We start from the raw sequence: 16,443 nt of genomic DNA, 5'->3' as shown, positions 1-16,443 counted from the left end.
ACTTAGGCGTCGATCCCCAGTTCGAAGGGTATCCCTTCGAACGCGTCGGCGCCGCGCCCGATGGCCTCGATCGCCGCGATCATGCGGCCGTCGCGCTCAAGCAGCGTGTCGGCGACGGCGATCAGCCGCGGATTGGGCGTAGCCGTCGGCGAGAGAAAGCGCAGCGTTCGGGCGAGCTCCATCTCGTCACGCTTGGGCGCCAGCGCCGCGGCGATGATGTAGGCCGACGCCGTCGAGCGGCTGACGCCGGCATAGCAATGCACCACCAGCGGCTTTACCCGGTCCCAGCGATAGGCGAAATCGAGCAAGGCCCGCACATGCTCCTCGCCGGGCATTGTCATGCCTTCCTGCGCGACAGCGATGTCGTGCATGACCAGATGCAAGTGGTTCTCCGCCAGGATCGAGGCCGGGCGGACCACTTCGGTGCCTGCGGCGAGCAGCGACAACAACCGCTGCGCACCGGTCCTTGTCACGGCCTCGTCGACCTTCGACAGCGAACAGACGTGGATCATTGCCCGAACTCCTTTGGCGCATCCTTGCGCCGCGCAGCCCGCGTGGCAAGGGCGCCTTCGAGGCGTTGCCATTCCGCTTCATTGCCCGGCAAACCGACACGCAGCACCTGAGGCCGCTCGTCAAAATGGCGGACCAGCACGCCGCTCGAGCCAAGTGCCGAAAAAAGGCCTGCGGCCTCGGGAAACGACAGATAGCGGAACAGGCTGGTGCCGCCGGCGACCGGAACATCGAATCGGCCAAGCAGCGCGTCGAGCCGCCCGGCATCCTGCGCCAGGCATTGCCGCATACGGGCCTGCCACGCCGCATCCGACAAGGCGCGGATGCCATATTCGAGCGCCGGGCCGGCCACCGCCCAGGGCCCGAGCTGCACATCCAGCCGCTCGGCCGTCAGCGGATCCGCCAGCGCGAAGCCGAGCCGAATACCGGCGAGGCCGAAAAACTTGCCGAAGGAGCGCAGCACGACGATGCCCCCCTTCCCGACATCGCCGGCCAGGCTTTGCTCAGTCGGGCCTACATCCATGAAAGCTTCGTCGACGACCAGCAGCCCGCCCTTGGCGCGAAGTCGCGCCGCGAGCTTGAGCAGGCGCGCCTTTTCGATCACCCGCCCGTCCGGATTGTTGGGATTGACCAGCACCGCAAGGTCCGCCTCGGCCAGCGCGTCGAAATCGCTGACCTCCGCGACCGCATGGCCGGCGATAGCCGCCGCCCGGGCATGTTCGGCATAGGTTGGGCCGAGCACCAGCGCCTTGCCGGGCCGCAGCAGCGAAGCGACGCGCGGCAGGAGAATCTGCGTGCCGGGCGCCGCCGCCACATGCGCCGCCGACGGCGCGCCATAGGCCCTGGCCGCAATTTCGGCCAATTCGCGCAGTTGTCCTGCCTCCGGCAATCGGGACAGCGCTGTGGCGGGCAGGTCGAAAAGCGGATAGGAGTGCGGATTGATACCTGTCGAGAGGTCCACGAAAGGTTTTGGCGCATGAGGAAAAAGCGCGTTTGCCCGGCCAAGGCTGCCGCCATGATCAACCGCTGCAATCGCTCCGCTTAGAAGTTTCATGTCCGTCCTGATCGCTTTCCTATCACTCGCCATCGAACGCGCCCTCGGCTACCCGGACTGGCTGTTCGGCGCCATCGGCCATCCGGTCACCTGGATCGGCAGGCTGATATCCTTTCTCGATCGCCGGCTCAACCACGCTACGGATTCCGACGAATTGCGTCGCCGCCGCGGCGTCCAGGCCTTGCTCGTCATTCTGCTGGTGCCCGGCCTGATCGGCCTGGCGCTGCATGTCCTGCTCTGGATGATGTTCCCCACGGGCCTCGTCATCGCCGCCATCCTCGGTTCCTCGCTGCTGTCGCAGAAGAGCCTCGCGGAGCATGTCGAGGACGTCGCCGATGCGTTGGAGACCGGCGGCCTGACCCTCGGCCGCATCGCCGTATCGCGCATTGTCGGCCGCGATCCGGAAAAGCTCGACAAGGGCGGTGTCGCGCGTGCCGCGATCGAAAGCCTGGCCGAGAATTTTTCGGACGGCATTGTTGCGCCCGCCTTCTGGACCGGCATCGGCGGACTGGGCGGAGGTGCTGCCTACAAAGCCGCCAACACCGCCGATTCGATGATCGGCCACCGCACGCCGAAATACGAAGCCTTCGGCCGTGCTGCCGCCCGTTTCGACGATCTGGTCAACCTGCCCGCATCGCGGCTGACCGGCCTGCTCATCGTGCTGGCGGCCTTTCTCGTCCCGGGCGCCGATCCGCACTCCGCCTGGCATGTCATGCGCCGCGACGCGAGGAAGCACCGTTCGCCCAATGCCGGCTGGCCGGAGGCGGCGATGGCCGGCGCGCTGGGGCTGTCCCTCGCCGGACCGCGCAGCTATGGCGGCGAAGTCGTCGAGGATGCCTTCATGGGCGAAGGCGGCCGCCGCGAGGCCGAAAGCACCGACATCCGCCAGGCGCTCAAGCTCTATCGCGTAGCCGACTGGCTGCTGCTCGGCCTATTCGCGGTCGTCTCGGCGATCGTGATCTACCTGACCATCTTGATCGGCGGCTAAAACTCAATTCCCTGCTGCGCCTTCACGCCGGCGGCGAAATGGTGCTTGGTCAGCCCCATCTCGGTGACGAGATCGGCCGCCTCGACAAGCAGCGGCTTGGCGTTGCGGCCGGTGACGATCACATGCAGGTCGCCCCGGCGCGCCTTCAGCGCCGCGACCACCTTTTCCAGGTCGAGATAGTCGTAGCGCAGCGCGATGTTGAGCTCGTCGAGCACCACGAGGCTCATCGAGGGATCGGCCATCAGCTCCAATGCCTTGGCCCAGGCGGCTTCGGCGGCGGCGATGTCGCGCTTCAGGTCCTGCGTCTCCCAGGTAAAACCCTCGCCCATCGCATGCCACACGACTCGGTCGCCGAAGGCCGCGAAAGCATCCTTCTCGCCGGTATGCCATTTGCCCTTGATGAACTGCACGACGCCGACGCGCTTGCCATAGCCCAGCATTCTCAGCGCCAAGCCGAAGGCGGCCGTGGTCTTGCCCTTGCCCGGCCCGGTGTTGACGATCAGCAGCCCCTTTTCAACCGTCTTGCCGGCCACTTCGGCATCCTGCACCGCCTTGCGCTTGGCCATCTTGGCGCGGTGGCGCTCGGCGTCCTTGTCGTCAATGGTCTTGTCTTCGATTTCGGCCATGTCACTTCACCTTGAGTGGCAATCCCGCCACCATCATGAGAACGCTGTCGGCAGCGGCCGCCACCTGCTGGTTGAGCCGGCCCGCGGCGTCGCGGAACCGGCGCGCCAGCGCGTTGTCGGGCACGATGCCCAATCCGACTTCGTTGGAGACCACGAACCACGGCCCGCGCGGCCGCGACAGCGCATCCTTGAGCCCCCGGCATTCGGCCTGGACGTCATGTTCGGCCAGCATGTGGTTGGTGAGCCACAATGTCAGGCAATCGATCAGCACAGGTTGGTGGGTCGGCAAAGCCTCGATGGCGCCCACCAAATCGAGCGGCGCATCGACGGTGACCCAGCCTTCGCCGCGCCGCGACCGATGCAGCGCGATGCGCTCGCGCATTTCGTCGTCATAGGCCTGCGCCGTGGCAATGTAGGTCCAGGGCGATGGATGGGCGGTTGTCAGCGCCTCGGCATGCGTGCTCTTGCCCGAACGGGCACCGCCCAGGATGAAGGTCAGCTTCCCATCGGAAGCTCTATTGCCGCTCGCGGCTGTCGCGCCGGTCATTCTTGCCTTCCAGGTTGGAATCGTGTCGCGGCCCAGAGGCCGACGGTGCGCGACCTTAGGCAGAAGCGCGACCACCGGCAAACCCAATTCCGCCACCGCCCGGCGCGACTGCGCCACGACTTGCGGTGCTACGAGCCGGCAATCCGCGCCGCGACCAGCTGCTGCAGCCGCCACAAACGCGTATCGTGGATGCCGCGCTGCTCAAGATTCTTCACCGTGTTGTAGAGATAGTCGGCGCCCGAGCCCCAATGGCCGCAGGAGGTCGCCAGCCTTTCGACAACCGCTTCCTCGCTTAATGGACCGGCATAGGTGGTGCCCTGGCGGTTGATGACGAAGGCCAGCGCCCGCAGCGGGCCGCCATCGCTCGTCATATCGAGCAGGCGCGGATGATAGCTGGTCGGCTTCAGTGTCACCTCTCGCCGCAGGATCTTGTCGAGTTGCTCGCGCCTGTCGCCGTCGCCGAGCCGAAAGGCGACGCCCTTGCATTGTCCGCCACGGTCCAGCGCCATCATCAGGCCCGGACTTTCCTTGGTGCCGCGCCAACGCGTCATGTTCATGCAGAAGGATCTGTGCCAGCCGCGCAGCAGGGCCACGCGCTCCTCGACATGCTCGATCTCGGGCTTCCAGATCAGAGAGCCGTAGCCAAACAGCCAGAGCGGTTCGTTGGCCAGCAGTTGAGCCTCCAGCTCACGCGTCATCGCCACATAGTCGCTGTCATCCAGATGCGCCGCATCGGGATCCGGTCCCGCATCCTCGACCGCGCGGAAGCAGCGAGCGACCAGTTCCTCGGTAAGCGACATGGTTCTTGGCAGCATGCGCGCGACCTTAAGGTTCCTGCGCGACCGAAACTATGCGGCCGCCTCGCGGTTGACAACTCCTTGGCCCGGGTGTCGGCTGCTGCCAGCCACGGAGTAGCCGATGCAGCCCGATCCGAGCGAGCGCGCCCCCTACAACGGCCTGACCACCCTCCAGCCGACCTTGCCGTCCGCCGCCTATTGGGACGCCGACGAGTATCGGCACGATCTGGAGGCGATCTGGTATCGAAACTGGTTGATGGTCTGCCGCGAGGCCGATCTCGCGGAACCCCTCGCCTTCCGCACGGTGCGCATCGGCACCCAGGAGATCGTCGTGCTGCGTGACGAGACTGGCGCCTTGCGCGCCTTCCACAACACCTGCCGGCATCGCGGCTCGCAGCTTTGCCAGGAAAGCGCGGGGCGGCTGAAGGCCAGGCTGCTGACCTGCCCCTACCACGCATGGTCCTATTCGCTGCGCGGCGATCTCGTGCGCGTGCCGTCGAAATCGCTGCCCGAAGGCTTCGACAAGGCCGATTATCCGCTCTACCGCGTGGCGCTCTCGGTGTGGCGCGGTTTCGTCTTCGTCAACCTCGCCGAGCATCCCGACGGCTCGGCGGAAAGCGCCTTTGACCGCGCCTCCGGCGATCTTTCCAACTGGCCGCTGGAAAGCCTCGTCACCGGCCACCGGCTCACCAGGGTGATGAACTGCAACTGGAAGGTCTTCTGGGAGAACTTCAACGAATGCCTGCACTGCCCGGGCGTGCACAAGGATCTGTCGCGGCTGGTGCCGATCTATGGCCGCGGCCTGATGGCCAGGCATGACGATCCCGAATGGGCGCGCCACGCCGACAATGACGCCCCGGAATTCTCCGGCCGGCTGCGCCCCGGCGCCGAAACCTGGTCCAAGGACGGCCATGTCCATGGCCCTGTCTTTTCCGGCCTGACGCCGGCCGAGCGCGCCGCCGGCCAGACCTACGCCACCTCGCTGCCGTCGATGTTCATCGTCGGCCATGTCGATTATATGCGCACCGTGCGGCTGGCCCCGCTCGGTCCCGAGCAGACCGAGCTCACCGCCGAATGGCTGTTCGCCCCGGAAGCGTTGGCTGAGACCGATGTCGAAAACATCGTCGCCTTCGGCACCCAGGTGCTCGAAGAAGACGCCGTGATCTGCGAGATCAACCAGAAGGGGCTGCGCTCGATGCGCTATCAGGCCGGCGTGCTGATGCCGGAGGAATACGATCTGCACCGCTTCCACGACTGGGTGCGCGGTCGTCACGCAGCGTTCAAAACGCCTTCGGCAGGTAGCGCCAGGTGACGAAGCCGCAGAAGGCGGCCAGGATGCCGAGCGTGACGAACACCGAGCCCAGCCCGAAGAAGGCGAGCACCACCGAATAGACGAGCGGCGGCGTCAGCTCGGAGAAATCGAGATAGGTGCGGTAGACCGCCGCCATCTGCGCCTTCTCGTAAGCGCGCACCGAGCGCATGAACGCGGTAGAGCCGAGCGCATCGAGCGCGATGGTGAACAAGGCGCCGCAAAGCAGCAGCGCGCCGGTGAGCAACGGCGCCGCCTCGCCGATTCCGCCCGCGGCAAACAACATGGCCGACATGGCGAAATAGGCGAAGGTCATGACCTTGCGCCCGCCGAAGCGTTTGCCGGCCCTGCCCCAGAAGATCGCCACGAACAGGAGCGCGTTGCCGGCAGAAACCAGCAAGCCGCCGGCGAGCTCGCCCTGGCCGGTGATCACCATGAACAGCGGGCCATAGACGAAGAACGTCGTCCAGAAGCAGGAGCGGCCGAAGGCGATCAGCCAGGCAAGCCTGAGCCTTGGCTGTTTCACGAAGCGGCCGATATTGGCGAGCGGATTGGCAGGACGCGACTTGCCGGGCCGGATCGACTGGTTGTCACTCAGCCGGTAGAACCAGAACAGGCAAAGCAGCGCCAACGCAAACACCACGACCGCGCCATGCGCGGCATAGATGCCGAAATGCGTGTAGAGGAAGATGCCGAGCGTCGGCCCGCCGGTCCAGGCGAACATCGACCAGGCCATGCGCAGCGATTCCGCCTGCATGAAGTCGGTCTTGCGGATGTGATCCATGATGTAGAGGTTGAGCGTGATCGACAGTGCGCTCGCCCCCATCACGCGGCAGAGCATGCCGGCAATCTGTCCGGGCAGCGTGTGGGTGACGAAGAAGGCGGAGCCGATCGCCAGCAGCATGCAGCCGGCGGTGTAGACCCAGCGCCGCGCGAAGCGGCGGATGAGCACCGGCATGAACAGCGTGACCGAAAGGCCCATCAGGGATACGATCGTGTAGAGGATCGAGACGATCCGCTCATTGTGCAGGATCTCGTAGGCCTGGATCGGGATCACGCTGGAGATCGTGGCGCGGGCGAAGGATTCAACCGCATAGAGCGAGGCGAAGGTGCGCGCGTCCGCCGGCCGCAAAGCCGGAAGCCAGATCGGATGGCGCACATGGGTGGACATCGGCCCTCCGAAAGGTGAATCCCGCGCCCGAATCTGGCCGGGCCAGCTGCCGGCCAGTAGCAGGAAACCGACTCCGAGAGGCCGAAAAGCGAAGCTTGCCAAAGGCTTTCCAGCTCTGGCCTAAAGCGAAATTTCATGGCTGCCATGAACCGCATTGATGGCCGCCTGCTTCTGTCGTCCACTTGAACCGTGATAGTCGTTTGGCACGACTGAATCGGATCGAGATGATGAGCCTTCAAACGACGAGCGGCCTTGTTCAGGACGCGCCAAAGCACGGCCGCATCCAGGCCATCGACATCCTGCGCGGCATCGCGCTGATCGCGATGGCGAGCTACCACTTCACCTGGGACCTCGAAAACTTCGGCTACACCGCGCCCGCCCTCACCGCCTTCGGCTGGTGGAAATTCTACGCGCGCTGCATTGCCTCGACTTTCCTGTTTCTGGTCGGCGTCAGCCTCTTCCTCGCCCACGGCCGTCAGATCCGTTGGCCAGGCTTCTGGAAGCGCTTTGCCATGGTGGCCATCGCAGCGGCCGCCATCTCGGCAGTCACCTACATCGTCACCCCGGACGGGTTCATCTTCTTCGGCATCCTGCATGAGATCGCGCTGGCGAGCCTGCTCGGCCTCGCCTTTCTAAGGCTGCCCTGGCTGGTGACGGCGATCATCGCCGCGGCGGTCATTGCCGCCCCTTACTATCTGCGGTCGGAGTTCTTCGACCATCCGGCGCTGTGGTGGGTGGGCCTTTCCGCCACCAACCCGCGTTCCAACGACTACGTGCCGCTTTTCCCGTGGTTCGGCGCCGTGCTTGCGGGCATCGCCGCGGTCAAGCTAGCTTCCGCCACAGGCCTGCTCGCTCTTCTGGGGACATGGCTGCCCGGCCGCTGGTCTAAGCCGCTGACCTTCATCGGCCGGCACAGCCTCGCCTTTTACCTCATCCACCAGCCGCTTCTGTTCGGCTCGGTGTGGCTGTTCTCGCAGGTAATGCCGGCAGTCCCTCAGGATAGGGAAGCCGGCTTCCTGCCGGCTTGCCAGGCGCAGTGCGAACAACAGCGGGACAGCAAGTTCTGTACGAGCTATTGTGGCTGCATGCTGGACACGCTGAAGGGCGAAGGGTCACTCGACAAGCTCTACGCCAACGATCAGTCCAGCGTCTGGAAATCGCATCTGGCCGACATGGCGGAGACCTGCACCGCCGCGACGCAGGACCAGATGGAGGGAGGGCAGCAATGACGGGCATCACAAAGCCCAGACACGGGATCATTCCCTGGCCGCCGGTGATCTATGTCGTGGCGATTGCGGCGAGCATCGTCCTCGGCATGCTCTACCCGCTGCCCTGGATCGGCGACATTCTCGGCGATCTCCTGTTCGGCGTCGGTTGGGTGGCGCTGTTCGGCGTCGCCATGCTCTGGGTCACGGCTATCCGCGTGATGATGCGGGCCAAAACGACATTCGACCCCAACGCCGAGCCCGATCATCTGGTGACGTCGGGCCCCTTCGGCATCACCCGCAACCCGATGTATCTCGCCAACACGCTGCTGCTGATCGGCGTCGCCTTCATCACCGGCATCGCCTGGTTCCTGCTCTTCGCCTTCCTGGCCGCCTTCGCGACGCAGAAACTGGCGATCGAGAAGGAAGAAAAGATCCTGGCGGAGAAGTTCGGCAAGAAATACCGCGATTATGCAAAAAGGGTGCGGCGCTGGATTTGAGGTTGCTTCCGCAATGACGGCTGCCTGGTGCGATCAGACTGCACACCTAGGCGATCAGCAACCGCGCACCTCGGCGATTTGGCAGGAGCATCCGCAACTTCGTCATTCTAGGGCGGAGCAAGGAGCGAAGCGACGCGCGCAGACCCTGGAATCCATGCCGTTACCTATACGCGTTGCAACGGTGCAGAGAGCCTACGTTCTGCACCGTTTTCGCCCTTCGGCGAAGGTAACGGAATGGATCCTCGGGTCTTCGCTCCGCTTCGCGTCGCTACGCCCAAGGATGACGAAGGTTCGGAACGCTTCGGCTAATCACCAAGGTCCGCTATGACAGGTGCCATCAGGTATTCACGCCCAGCTCGGCCAGCCGCTCCACGCAGGACTCCTCGGCCTGGTCCAACTCGGTCAGCGTCTCTTCCAGGTCACGCCTTTTCTGGCGCAGGTCCTCGCGCTTCTCCTCGATGCGCTTGATCATCAGCTTGAGCTGGCCGACCTCGCCGGGCGGCTCCTTGTACATCTGAATGATCTCGCGGATCTCGTTGATCGAGAAGCCGAGCCTTTTTCCCCGCATGATCTGGCGGATGAGATGCCGGTCGGAAGGCCGAAACAGCCGCGTGCGGCCGCGCCTTACCGGCTGCACCAGCCCCTCGTCCTCGTAAAAACGCAATGTCCGCGTTGACACGTCGAACTCGCGCGTCAGCTCGGTGATCGTGTAATATTCCCGCATTCCCGCTCCCAAGCCCGGGCATCGCGCTTGAAGCGTCGCCCTTCCCTCCGATGATACCCATCCAGCGCCGGAATCGGCACGTGACCCCGCGGCAACCCTCGCACGGCACTTACGTAAAAGTCAATTAACGGCGCTTCATTGCTTTAGCGAATGCTGAACCACCAGGTAGCCAAGCCAAGGAAAGCAAAGAAGCCGACGACGTCGGTGACGGTGGTGACGAAGACGGCGGAGGCCACGGCCGGGTCGATCTTGAAACGGTCAAGCAGCAGGGGGATGAGAATCCCTGCCAAGGCGGCCGCGAACATGTTGATGATCATCGCCGCCGCGATGATGCCGCCCAGATTGGGATCGCGGAACCAGAAACCGGCAACCATGCCGATGAGCACGGCAAACACCACCCCGTTGACGAAACCGACACCGAGCTCGCGGCGGATGATGCGGGCGGCGTTGTAGATATCGAGGTCCCTGGTCGCCAGCGCGCGCACGGTGACGGTCATGGTCTGCGAGCCGGCATTGCCGCCCATCCCGGCGACGATCGGCATCAGCACCGCCAGCGCCACCACATGCTCGATGGTGCGGTCGAACAGGCCGATGACCGAAGCCGCGAGGAAGGCGGTCACAAGGTTGACCAGCAGCCAGGGCACGCGCGAGCGCGAGGTGGCGAGCACCGTGTCGGACAGTTCTTCATCGCCGACGCCGCCCATGCGCAAAAGGTCTTCTTCCGCCTCTTCCTGGATGACGTCGACCACGTCGTCGATGGTGAGCACGCCGACCAGCCGCCCGTTCTCGTCGACCACGGCGGCGGAGAGCAAATTGTACTGCTCGAACTCGCGCGCCGCCTCTTCCTGGTCCATCGTGGCCGAGATCGCATGCAGTGTCTCATGCATGACGTCCTCGACCTTGACCGCCCGCTTGTTGCGCAGGATCTGGTCGAGATCGATGGCGCCGAGCAGCTTGAAGCTAGGGTCGATGACGAAGATCTGGCTGAAGCGCTCGGGCAGGTTTCTGTCCTCGCGCATGTAGTCGATGGTCTGGCCGATGGTCCAGAACGGCGGCACGGCGACAAACTCCGTCTGCATGCGCCGGCCGGCGGTCTCTTCCGGATAGTCGAGCGCGCGCCTGAGCCTGATGCGCTCGGTGAAAGGCAGTTGCGACAGGATTTCGTCCTGGTCTTCCTTCTCTAAGTCCTCGAGGATGTAGACCGCGTCGTCGGAATCCAGCTCCTGCACCGCCTGCGCGATCTGCGCATTGGGCAGATTGTCGACGATGTCGAGGCGGATCGCCTCGTCGACTTCGGTCAGCGCGGAGAAGTCGAAATCGGAACCGAGCAACTCCACGAGCGCGCGGCGCTGTTCGGGATGAAGCGCCTCCAGCACGTCGCCGAGCTCCGACTGGTGCAGGTCATCGACCTCGCGCTTAAGGGTGATCGTGTCGCGGTCGGCGATCGCCGCGCCGATCTGGGCAAGGAAGGAGGCGCGCACCGCGCCGTCCTCGCCATAGATGTCGGCGTGGCGCTCCTCGGCGGGCGCGGCGTCGGTCGTCTGTGTGTCCTGGCCTTCCACCAGCGCCTCCCGCAACGAGGAATCCCCAAACGAGGTCTAGTGCATGATCCCGAAAAGGGGAAACCGCTTTTCGGAAAATCCAAACCCTGTGCGGCAGATAGCGCGGCAATAGGATTCGTCTTGGAAAGATGTCGCTCTAGCGCGTGGAATAGCCAAGGAAATGTGACGGTCGCCTTCGCCTCGCAACCTCCCGGAAGTAGCGTGGAGCGCAGCCGCAGGTGTGGCAATGGCTTCAGCGGGCGCGACAGCGCATGTCGCTGGGGAAAGAGCACCCCTTCCCTATTGAGGCAGAATTGTCATGATGCATGATCCAGCAGGATCAGCGCATCGCCAATCGCTCCGAGGACAACGCTGGCCTTGAACATCAAGTCCGCAAAGACGAACGAGGGCAATGCCGAGCGGCGCGTTCGCGTGGTCGTTGCCGAGCGCAATCCTTTCGTCGTTTCGGCTCTACGCGAGATGCTGGAATGCGACGGCCGTTTCGATTTGCTCGGTGTCGTGCACAGCGGCGCGCAATTCCTGGAACTGGCCGCCGCCACGACATTCGATGTCGCCGTCGTCGGCTGGAAGCTCGCCGACATGGACGGCGCCGATGTGCTTACGGAAGTCCAGAGTCGCGAGCTTGGCGTTCGCATCGCGATCTTCTCAAACGACCACGACATCGGCATCCTGAAGCAATGCGTGCGCCTGGGCGCTCAAGGGTACTGCTTCCAGTTCGACGATCCGCCGGTCATCTTCGAGACGATCCTGGCGGTCGCCCACGGGCGCATCTGCATTCCCTATATCGATATCAACAAGGTCAACGACACACCGTTGTCCAGGCTCACCGTGCGCGAGCGCGAGTTGCTGGCGGTGCTTTCCGACGGCTGGACCAATTTGCAGATCGCAACGCGGACCGGGATTTCCGAGAACACGGTGAAGTATCACCTGAAGAATCTCTACGACAAGCTGGACGTCCGCAACCGCGCCATGGCCGTCGCGCTCTATTCGAGCGAAAAACGCCGCACTTCCAAATCGCCTATCGGGTAGGCCGACCGGGTAGGATCATCCCACCCGCAAGGGCCAACAACTTACCCGGCAAGGTGTTGTTGCAAGGCCTCATCGAAACGAAACTGCCTCCACTATCCCAACGATCGGAGGAGTTTCGCGCATGGCTGGGTTCACGCATCTTTTCATCCCGGGGCCCACCAACATTCCCGAACAGGTCCGGCAAGCCATGAACCTCCCAATGGAGGATATGCGCGCCTCCTCCTTCCCCAACCTGACGCTACCGCTGTTCGAGGACATCAAAAAGGTCTTCAAGAACGAGACCGGCCGCGTCTTCATCTACCCCTCCTCGGGCACCGGCGCCTGGGAGGCGGCGATGACCAATGTGCTCAGCCCCGGCGACAGGGTGTTGATGTCGCGCTTCGGCCAATTCTCCCATCTGTGGGTCGACATGGCCGAGCGGCTCGGCTTCGATGTCGATGTCATCGATTGCGAATGGGGCACTGGCGTCCCGCTCGAGCTCTATGCCGAGAAGCTTCGGGCCGACAAGGCGCACCGCATCAAGGCTGTCTTTTGCACCCAGAACGAGACCGCGACCGGCGTCACCAGCGACGTCGCCGGCTGCCGCGCCGCGCTCGACGCGGCGAACCATCCTGCCCTTCTCTTCGTCGACGGCGTTTCCTCGATCGGCTCGATCGACTTCCGCCAGGAGGAATGGGGCGTCGATTGCGCCGTCAGCGGTTCGCAGAAAGGCTTCATGCTGCCGGCCGGCCTCGGCTTCCTGTCGGTCAGCAAGAAGGCGCTTGCCGCTTCGCGGGTAGCGACACACCGGCACTGCTACTTTTCCTTTGAGGACATGATCCGCGCCAATGACGCGGGCTATTTCCCCTATACGCCGGCCACCCAGTTGCTGCGCGGCCTGCGCGCTTCGCTCGACCTGATTGCCGAGGAAGGGTTGGAGAACATCTTCGCCCGCCACCATCGCCTAGCCGAGGGCGTGCGCAAGGCCGTCGACGCCTGGGGCCTGAAGCTCTGCGCCAAGACACCGCAATGGCACTCCGACACGGTCAGCGCCATCCTGGTGCCGGAAGGCATCGACAGCGCCAATGTCGTCAAGCGCGCCTACCAGCAATACAACACCTCCCTCGGCGGCGGCCTCAACAAGGTGGCCGGCAAAGTCTTCCGCATTGGCCATCTCGGCTGGCTGAACGAGGTGATGGTGCTGGCCTCGCTGTCGGCGGCCGAAATGGCGCTGCTCGATTGCGGCGTGCGCCTGGCGCCCGGCTCGGGCGTGGCGGCGGCAATCGAGCATTTCCGCCGCACGGCCGACGTGCCTGTCGCCAGAGCGGCGTGAGGAGCGCACCATGAGCCACACCATCAACCATCTGAAGAAGCTGAGGCTGCAGCGCAGCGAGCTCGCCGTGCCGGGCTCCAGCCCGGAGATGATCGACAAGGCGGCCAACAGCGCCGCCGACTTCGTCTTCCTCGACATCGAGGATGCGGTGGCGCCGCCCGACAAGGAGCGCGCCCGCAAGAATATCATCCAGGCACTGAACGACATCGACTGGCGCGCCAAGGGCAAGACCGTCTCGGTGCGCATCAACGGCCTCGACACGCATTACATGTACCGCGACGTCGTCGACGTCATGGAGCAGGCCGGCGACCGGCTGGACACGATCCTGGTGCCGAAGGTCGGCGTGCCGGCCGACCTCTATATGGTCGAGGCCATGGTCAATCAGATCGAGATGGCCAAGGGTTTCAAGACCCGTGTCGGCCTCGAGGCATTGATCGAGACGGCGCTTGGCATGGCCAATGTCGAGGCGATCGCCGCCACGCCCGGGCGGCTGGAAGCCATGCATTTCGGCGTCGCCGACTATGCCGCGTCCAACAAGGCGCGCACCGTCAACATCGGCGGCCTCAATCCCGACTATCCCGGCGACCAGTGGCATTTCGCCCTGTCGCGCATGACGGTCGCCTGCCGCGCCTATGGCCTGCGCGCGATCGACGGTCCATTCGGCGATTTCTCCGATCCGGAGGGCTACAACGCGGCCGCGAGGCGTGCCGCGGCGCTCGGCATCGAAGGCAAATGGGCGATCCACCCTTCGCAGATCGCCTTGGCCAACGATGTGTTCTCGCCGCCGGAGAAAGAAGTCACGCGGGCCAGGCGTATCCTCGAGGTGCTGAAGGAGGCCGAGGCGCTCGGCAAGGGCGCGGCGGCGCTCGACGGCAAGATGATCGACGCGGCGTCGGAGCGCATGGCGCGCAACGTGCTGGTGGTGAGCGAGGCGATCGAGCGCGCCGGCCAGGCGCATAGCGCGGCGCACTAAAAATTACTGGGAGGACATGATGGACATCCACGAATACCAGGCCAAGGAACTGCTTGCCCGCCACGGCGTGCATGTGCCGCGCGGCGGCCTCGCCTACAGCCCCGAACAGGCGACCTATCGTGCCAGGGAGATCGGCGGCGCCAAATGGGTGCTGAAGGCGCAGGTTCACTCCGGCGCGCGCGGCAAGGCCGGCGGCATCAAGCTCTGCTCGAACGACGAGGAGATCTCCAACGCGGCAGAAGCCATGCTCGGGCGCAAGCTGGTGACCCAGCAGACCGGCCCCCGCGGCAAGCTGATCTCGCGCCTTTATCTCGAGGAGGCCGTCGACATCGCGCAGGAGCTCTATCTCGGCTTCGTCCTCGACCGCAAGGAAGAGCGGGTCATGATCGTGGCGTCGGCCGCCGGCGGCATGGAGATCGAAGAAATCTCCGAGAGAAAACCTGATTCCATCATCCGCGCCACCGTCGATCCGGGCGTCGGCATGCAGGGCTTCCAGGCGCGCGAGATCGCCTTCGGCCTCGGGCTCGAGAGCAACCTGATCGGCAAGGCGACCGAAACCATCCTCGGCTGCTACCAGGTGTTCCGCGACTACGACGCCTCGATGCTGGAGATCAATCCGCTGGTGGTGACGCGCGACGGCAGCCTCGTCGCGCTCGACGCCAAGATGTCGTTCGACGAGAACGCGCTGTTTCGCCGCCCGGAAATTTCCGAGCTGCGCGACAAGAGCCAGGAAGATCCGCGCGAGACTTTCGCCAGCGACCGCGGCCTCTCCTATGTCGGGCTCGACGGCAATATCGGCTGCATCATCAACGGTGCTGGCCTCGCCATGGCGACGATGGACATGATCAAGATCGCCGGCGGCGAGCCGGCCAACTTCCTCGACATCGGCGGCGGCGCCTCGCCCGAGCGTGTTGCGAAATCCTTCCGCGCCGTGCTCGGCGACAAGAATGTCGAGACCATCCTGGTCAACATCTTCGCGGGCATCAACCGCTGCGACTGGGTGGCGGAAGGCGTCATCAAGGCGATCCGCGAGGTCGGCGTCGACGTCCCTCTGGTGGTGCGCCTTTCCGGCACCAAGGTCGAGGAAGGCCGCAAGATCCTGGCCGATTCCGGTGAGGCGGTGATCGTCGCCGACACGCTGGCCGAAGCCGCCGAAAAGGCCGTCGCCGCCTGGCGCGAAGCCGCCAAGAACAAAAAAGCAGCCTGAGGGAGGTCGAGAAATGGCAATCCTGCTCAACCGCAGCACGCGCGTCATCGTGCAAGGTTTCACCGGCAAGATCGGCAGCTTCCATGCCGACGACATGAAGCGCTACGGCACCAAGCTGGTCGGCGGCGTCACCCCCGGCAAGGGCGGCCAGACGCATCTCGGCCTGCCCGTCTTCAACACTGTCAAGGGCGCCGTGCGCGAGACCCGCGCCGAGGCGAGCATCGTCTTCGTGCCGCCGCCCTTCGCCGCCGATTCGATCATGGAAGCCGCCGACGCCGGCATCAAGCTTTGCGTCTGCATCACCGACGGCATCCCCTCGCAGGACATGATGCAGGTCAAGCGCTACATGCGCCGCTACCGCTTCGAGGACCGCATGCGCCTCGTCGGACCGAACTGCGCCGGCGTCATCACGCCCGGACAGGCGCTGATGGGCATCATGCCGGGCAGCATCTATCTGCCGGGACGCGTTGGCATCGTCGGCCGTTCCGGCACGCTGGGCTACGAGGCGGCCTCGCAGATGAAGGCGCTGGGCATCGGCGTGTCGACCAGCGTCGGCATCGGCGGCGATCCGATCAACGGCTCGTCCTTCAAGGACATCCTGCAGCTCTTCGAGCGCGACGACGACACCGACGCCGTGGTGATGATCGGCGAGATCGGCGGCCCGCAGGAAGCCGAAGCCGCGATCTGGGCGCGCGATAACATGAGGAAGCCGCTGATCGCCTACATCGCCGGCCTCTCAGCCCCGAAGGGCCGCCGCATGGGCCATGCTGGCGCGATCATCTCCGCCTTCGGCGAGTCGGCGCAGGAAAAGGTCGAGATCCTCAAGGAAGCGGGCGTCGTGATCGTGCCGACCCCCGCCTCCTTCGGCGAAGTTGTGGCCGATACGCTGGCGCGGACGAAAAAGGCTGCTTGACGGCCGACCAGGCGAG

Annotated in this window: 17 protein-coding genes; 9 read left to right on the top strand and 8 right to left on the bottom strand. The window is 64.7% G+C overall.

The window, feature by feature from the left end; genetic code table 11:
- Positions 1 to 2: 2 nt before the first annotated feature.
- Entirely contained in the window at positions 3 to 512 is a 510-nt protein-coding gene (locus CK219_RS00775) for a tyrosine phosphatase family protein (protein ID WP_095764892.1), read from the bottom strand.
- Positions 509 to 1,564, bottom strand: coding sequence for a threonine-phosphate decarboxylase CobD (gene cobD / locus CK219_RS00770; protein WP_095764891.1), 1,056 nt, complete (start codon positions 1,562 to 1,564; stop codon positions 509 to 511). Before cobD ends, CK219_RS00775 begins: the two co-directional genes overlap by 4 nt.
- Here cobD and cbiB point away from each other — a divergent pair.
- Positions 1,563 to 2,552: an adenosylcobinamide-phosphate synthase CbiB gene (cbiB, locus tag CK219_RS00765; protein WP_095764890.1), complete on the top strand. Its 990-nt coding sequence runs from the start codon at positions 1,563 to 1,565 to the stop codon at positions 2,550 to 2,552. The genes cobD and cbiB overlap by 2 nt on opposite strands.
- Here cbiB and cobO read toward each other — a convergent pair.
- The 3 genes from cobO to CK219_RS00750 all read right to left on the bottom strand — a co-directional run bounded on the left by cobO (position 2,549) and on the right by CK219_RS00750 (position 4,540).
- Positions 2,549 to 3,178: a cob(I)yrinic acid a,c-diamide adenosyltransferase gene (cobO, locus tag CK219_RS00760; protein WP_095764889.1), complete on the bottom strand. Its 630-nt coding sequence runs from the start codon at positions 3,176 to 3,178 to the stop codon at positions 2,549 to 2,551. The genes cbiB and cobO overlap by 4 nt on opposite strands.
- 1 nt (position 3,179) lies before the next feature.
- Entirely contained in the window at positions 3,180 to 3,725 is a 546-nt protein-coding gene (cobU, locus tag CK219_RS00755) for a bifunctional adenosylcobinamide kinase/adenosylcobinamide-phosphate guanylyltransferase (RefSeq protein ID WP_095765541.1), read from the bottom strand.
- 128 nt (positions 3,726 to 3,853) lie between these two features.
- Positions 3,854 to 4,540 carry a gamma-glutamylcyclotransferase gene (locus CK219_RS00750; protein ID WP_095764888.1) on the bottom strand — a complete coding sequence of 229 codons (687 nt, stop codon included), beginning with the start codon at positions 4,538 to 4,540 and terminating at the stop codon, positions 3,854 to 3,856.
- A 103-nt stretch (positions 4,541 to 4,643) separates the two neighbouring features.
- Here CK219_RS00750 and CK219_RS00745 point away from each other — a divergent pair, with 103 nt between their 5' ends.
- Positions 4,644 to 5,834, top strand: a complete 1,191-nt coding sequence (locus tag CK219_RS00745; RefSeq protein ID WP_095764887.1) for an aromatic ring-hydroxylating dioxygenase subunit alpha — start codon at positions 4,644 to 4,646, stop codon at positions 5,832 to 5,834.
- Here the strand turns inward: CK219_RS00745 and CK219_RS00740 are convergent.
- Complete coding sequence (locus tag CK219_RS00740) at positions 5,803 to 7,002, bottom strand: MFS transporter (RefSeq protein WP_095764886.1); 1,200 nt, start codon at positions 7,000 to 7,002, stop codon at positions 5,803 to 5,805. The genes CK219_RS00745 and CK219_RS00740 overlap by 32 nt on opposite strands.
- 227 nt (positions 7,003 to 7,229) lie before the next feature.
- Here CK219_RS00740 and CK219_RS00735 point away from each other — a divergent pair, with 227 nt between their 5' ends.
- Positions 7,230 to 8,231, top strand: coding sequence for a DUF1624 domain-containing protein (locus tag CK219_RS00735; RefSeq protein WP_095765540.1), 1,002 nt, complete (start codon positions 7,230 to 7,232; stop codon positions 8,229 to 8,231).
- The gene (locus CK219_RS00730) at positions 8,228 to 8,707 is read left to right on the top strand and encodes an isoprenylcysteine carboxylmethyltransferase family protein (protein ID WP_095764885.1); all 480 of its coding nucleotides are present in this window, start codon (positions 8,228 to 8,230) and stop codon (positions 8,705 to 8,707) included. Before CK219_RS00735 ends, CK219_RS00730 begins: the two co-directional genes overlap by 4 nt.
- A gap of 337 nt (positions 8,708 to 9,044) precedes the next feature.
- On the opposite strand, the gene CK219_RS00725 is transcribed toward CK219_RS00730, so the two are convergent.
- Together CK219_RS00725 and mgtE are read right to left on the bottom strand one after the other, a co-directional pair.
- Positions 9,045 to 9,431 carry a MerR family DNA-binding transcriptional regulator gene (locus tag CK219_RS00725; protein ID WP_095764884.1) on the bottom strand — a complete coding sequence of 129 codons (387 nt, stop codon included), beginning with the start codon at positions 9,429 to 9,431 and terminating at the stop codon, positions 9,045 to 9,047.
- A 143-nt stretch (positions 9,432 to 9,574) separates the two neighbouring features.
- Positions 9,575 to 10,993, bottom strand: a complete 1,419-nt coding sequence (gene mgtE / locus CK219_RS00720) for a magnesium transporter (protein WP_095765539.1) — start codon at positions 10,991 to 10,993, stop codon at positions 9,575 to 9,577.
- A 357-nt stretch (positions 10,994 to 11,350) separates the two neighbouring features.
- Here mgtE and CK219_RS00715 point away from each other — a divergent pair, with 357 nt between their 5' ends.
- The 5 genes from CK219_RS00715 (at position 11,351) to sucD (ending at position 16,427) form a co-directional block, all read left to right on the top strand.
- Positions 11,351 to 12,022, top strand: coding sequence for a response regulator transcription factor (locus tag CK219_RS00715; RefSeq protein WP_095764883.1), 672 nt, complete (start codon positions 11,351 to 11,353; stop codon positions 12,020 to 12,022).
- A 121-nt stretch (positions 12,023 to 12,143) separates the two neighbouring features.
- Positions 12,144 to 13,334 (top strand): aminotransferase class V-fold PLP-dependent enzyme, encoded by a 1,191-nt coding sequence (locus tag CK219_RS00710; RefSeq protein WP_095764882.1) that lies wholly within the window; start codon positions 12,144 to 12,146, stop codon positions 13,332 to 13,334.
- 10 nt (positions 13,335 to 13,344) lie between these two features.
- Positions 13,345 to 14,307 (top strand): CoA ester lyase, encoded by a 963-nt coding sequence (locus CK219_RS00705; protein WP_095764881.1) that lies wholly within the window; start codon positions 13,345 to 13,347, stop codon positions 14,305 to 14,307.
- Positions 14,308 to 14,326: 19 nt separating this feature from the next.
- A complete protein-coding gene (locus CK219_RS00700) occupies positions 14,327 to 15,514 on the top strand; it encodes a malate--CoA ligase subunit beta (RefSeq protein WP_095764880.1) in 1,188 nt (395 codons plus the stop codon).
- Between the two features lie 13 nt (positions 15,515 to 15,527).
- Entirely contained in the window at positions 15,528 to 16,427 is a 900-nt protein-coding gene (sucD, locus tag CK219_RS00695) for a succinate--CoA ligase subunit alpha (RefSeq protein WP_095764879.1), read from the top strand.
- Positions 16,428 to 16,443 lie beyond the last annotated feature (16 nt).

It is taken from the genome of Mesorhizobium sp. WSM4313, assembly GCF_002294725.1.
Lineage (GTDB): Bacteria > Pseudomonadota > Alphaproteobacteria > Rhizobiales > Rhizobiaceae > Mesorhizobium.
Note: the sequence above shows the minus strand (reverse complement) of the source record. Positions and strands in the feature narration are given on the sequence as shown.

Bases quoted from the DNA above. Each gene is read 5' to 3' on its own strand.
- CK219_RS00750 (WP_095764888.1), bottom strand. From the start codon at position 4,540: ATGCTGCCAAGAACCATGTCGCTTACCGAGGAACTGGTCGCTCGCTGC.
- sucD (WP_095764879.1), top strand. From the start codon at position 15,528: ATGGCAATCCTGCTCAACCGCAGCACGCGCGTCATCGTGCAAGGTTTC.
- cobD (WP_095764891.1), bottom strand. From the start codon at position 1,564: ATGAAACTTCTAAGCGGAGCGATTGCAGCGGTTGATCATGGCGGCAGC.
- CK219_RS00740 (WP_095764886.1), bottom strand. From the start codon at position 7,002: ATGTCCACCCATGTGCGCCATCCGATCTGGCTTCCGGCTTTGCGGCCG.
- CK219_RS00710 (WP_095764882.1), top strand. From the start codon at position 12,144: ATGGCTGGGTTCACGCATCTTTTCATCCCGGGGCCCACCAACATTCCC.
- CK219_RS00705 (WP_095764881.1), top strand. From the start codon at position 13,345: ATGAGCCACACCATCAACCATCTGAAGAAGCTGAGGCTGCAGCGCAGC.
- cobO (WP_095764889.1), bottom strand. From the start codon at position 3,178: ATGGCCGAAATCGAAGACAAGACCATTGACGACAAGGACGCCGAGCGC.
- CK219_RS00775 (WP_095764892.1), bottom strand. From the start codon at position 512: ATGATCCACGTCTGTTCGCTGTCGAAGGTCGACGAGGCCGTGACAAGG.
- CK219_RS00700 (WP_095764880.1), top strand. From the start codon at position 14,327: ATGGACATCCACGAATACCAGGCCAAGGAACTGCTTGCCCGCCACGGC.
- CK219_RS00730 (WP_095764885.1), top strand. From the start codon at position 8,228: ATGACGGGCATCACAAAGCCCAGACACGGGATCATTCCCTGGCCGCCG.
- CK219_RS00725 (WP_095764884.1), bottom strand. From the start codon at position 9,431: ATGCGGGAATATTACACGATCACCGAGCTGACGCGCGAGTTCGACGTG.
- cbiB (WP_095764890.1), top strand. From the start codon at position 1,563: ATGTCCGTCCTGATCGCTTTCCTATCACTCGCCATCGAACGCGCCCTC.
- cobU (WP_095765541.1), bottom strand. From the start codon at position 3,725: ATGACCGGCGCGACAGCCGCGAGCGGCAATAGAGCTTCCGATGGGAAG.
- CK219_RS00735 (WP_095765540.1), top strand. From the start codon at position 7,230: ATGAGCCTTCAAACGACGAGCGGCCTTGTTCAGGACGCGCCAAAGCAC.
- CK219_RS00745 (WP_095764887.1), top strand. From the start codon at position 4,644: ATGCAGCCCGATCCGAGCGAGCGCGCCCCCTACAACGGCCTGACCACC.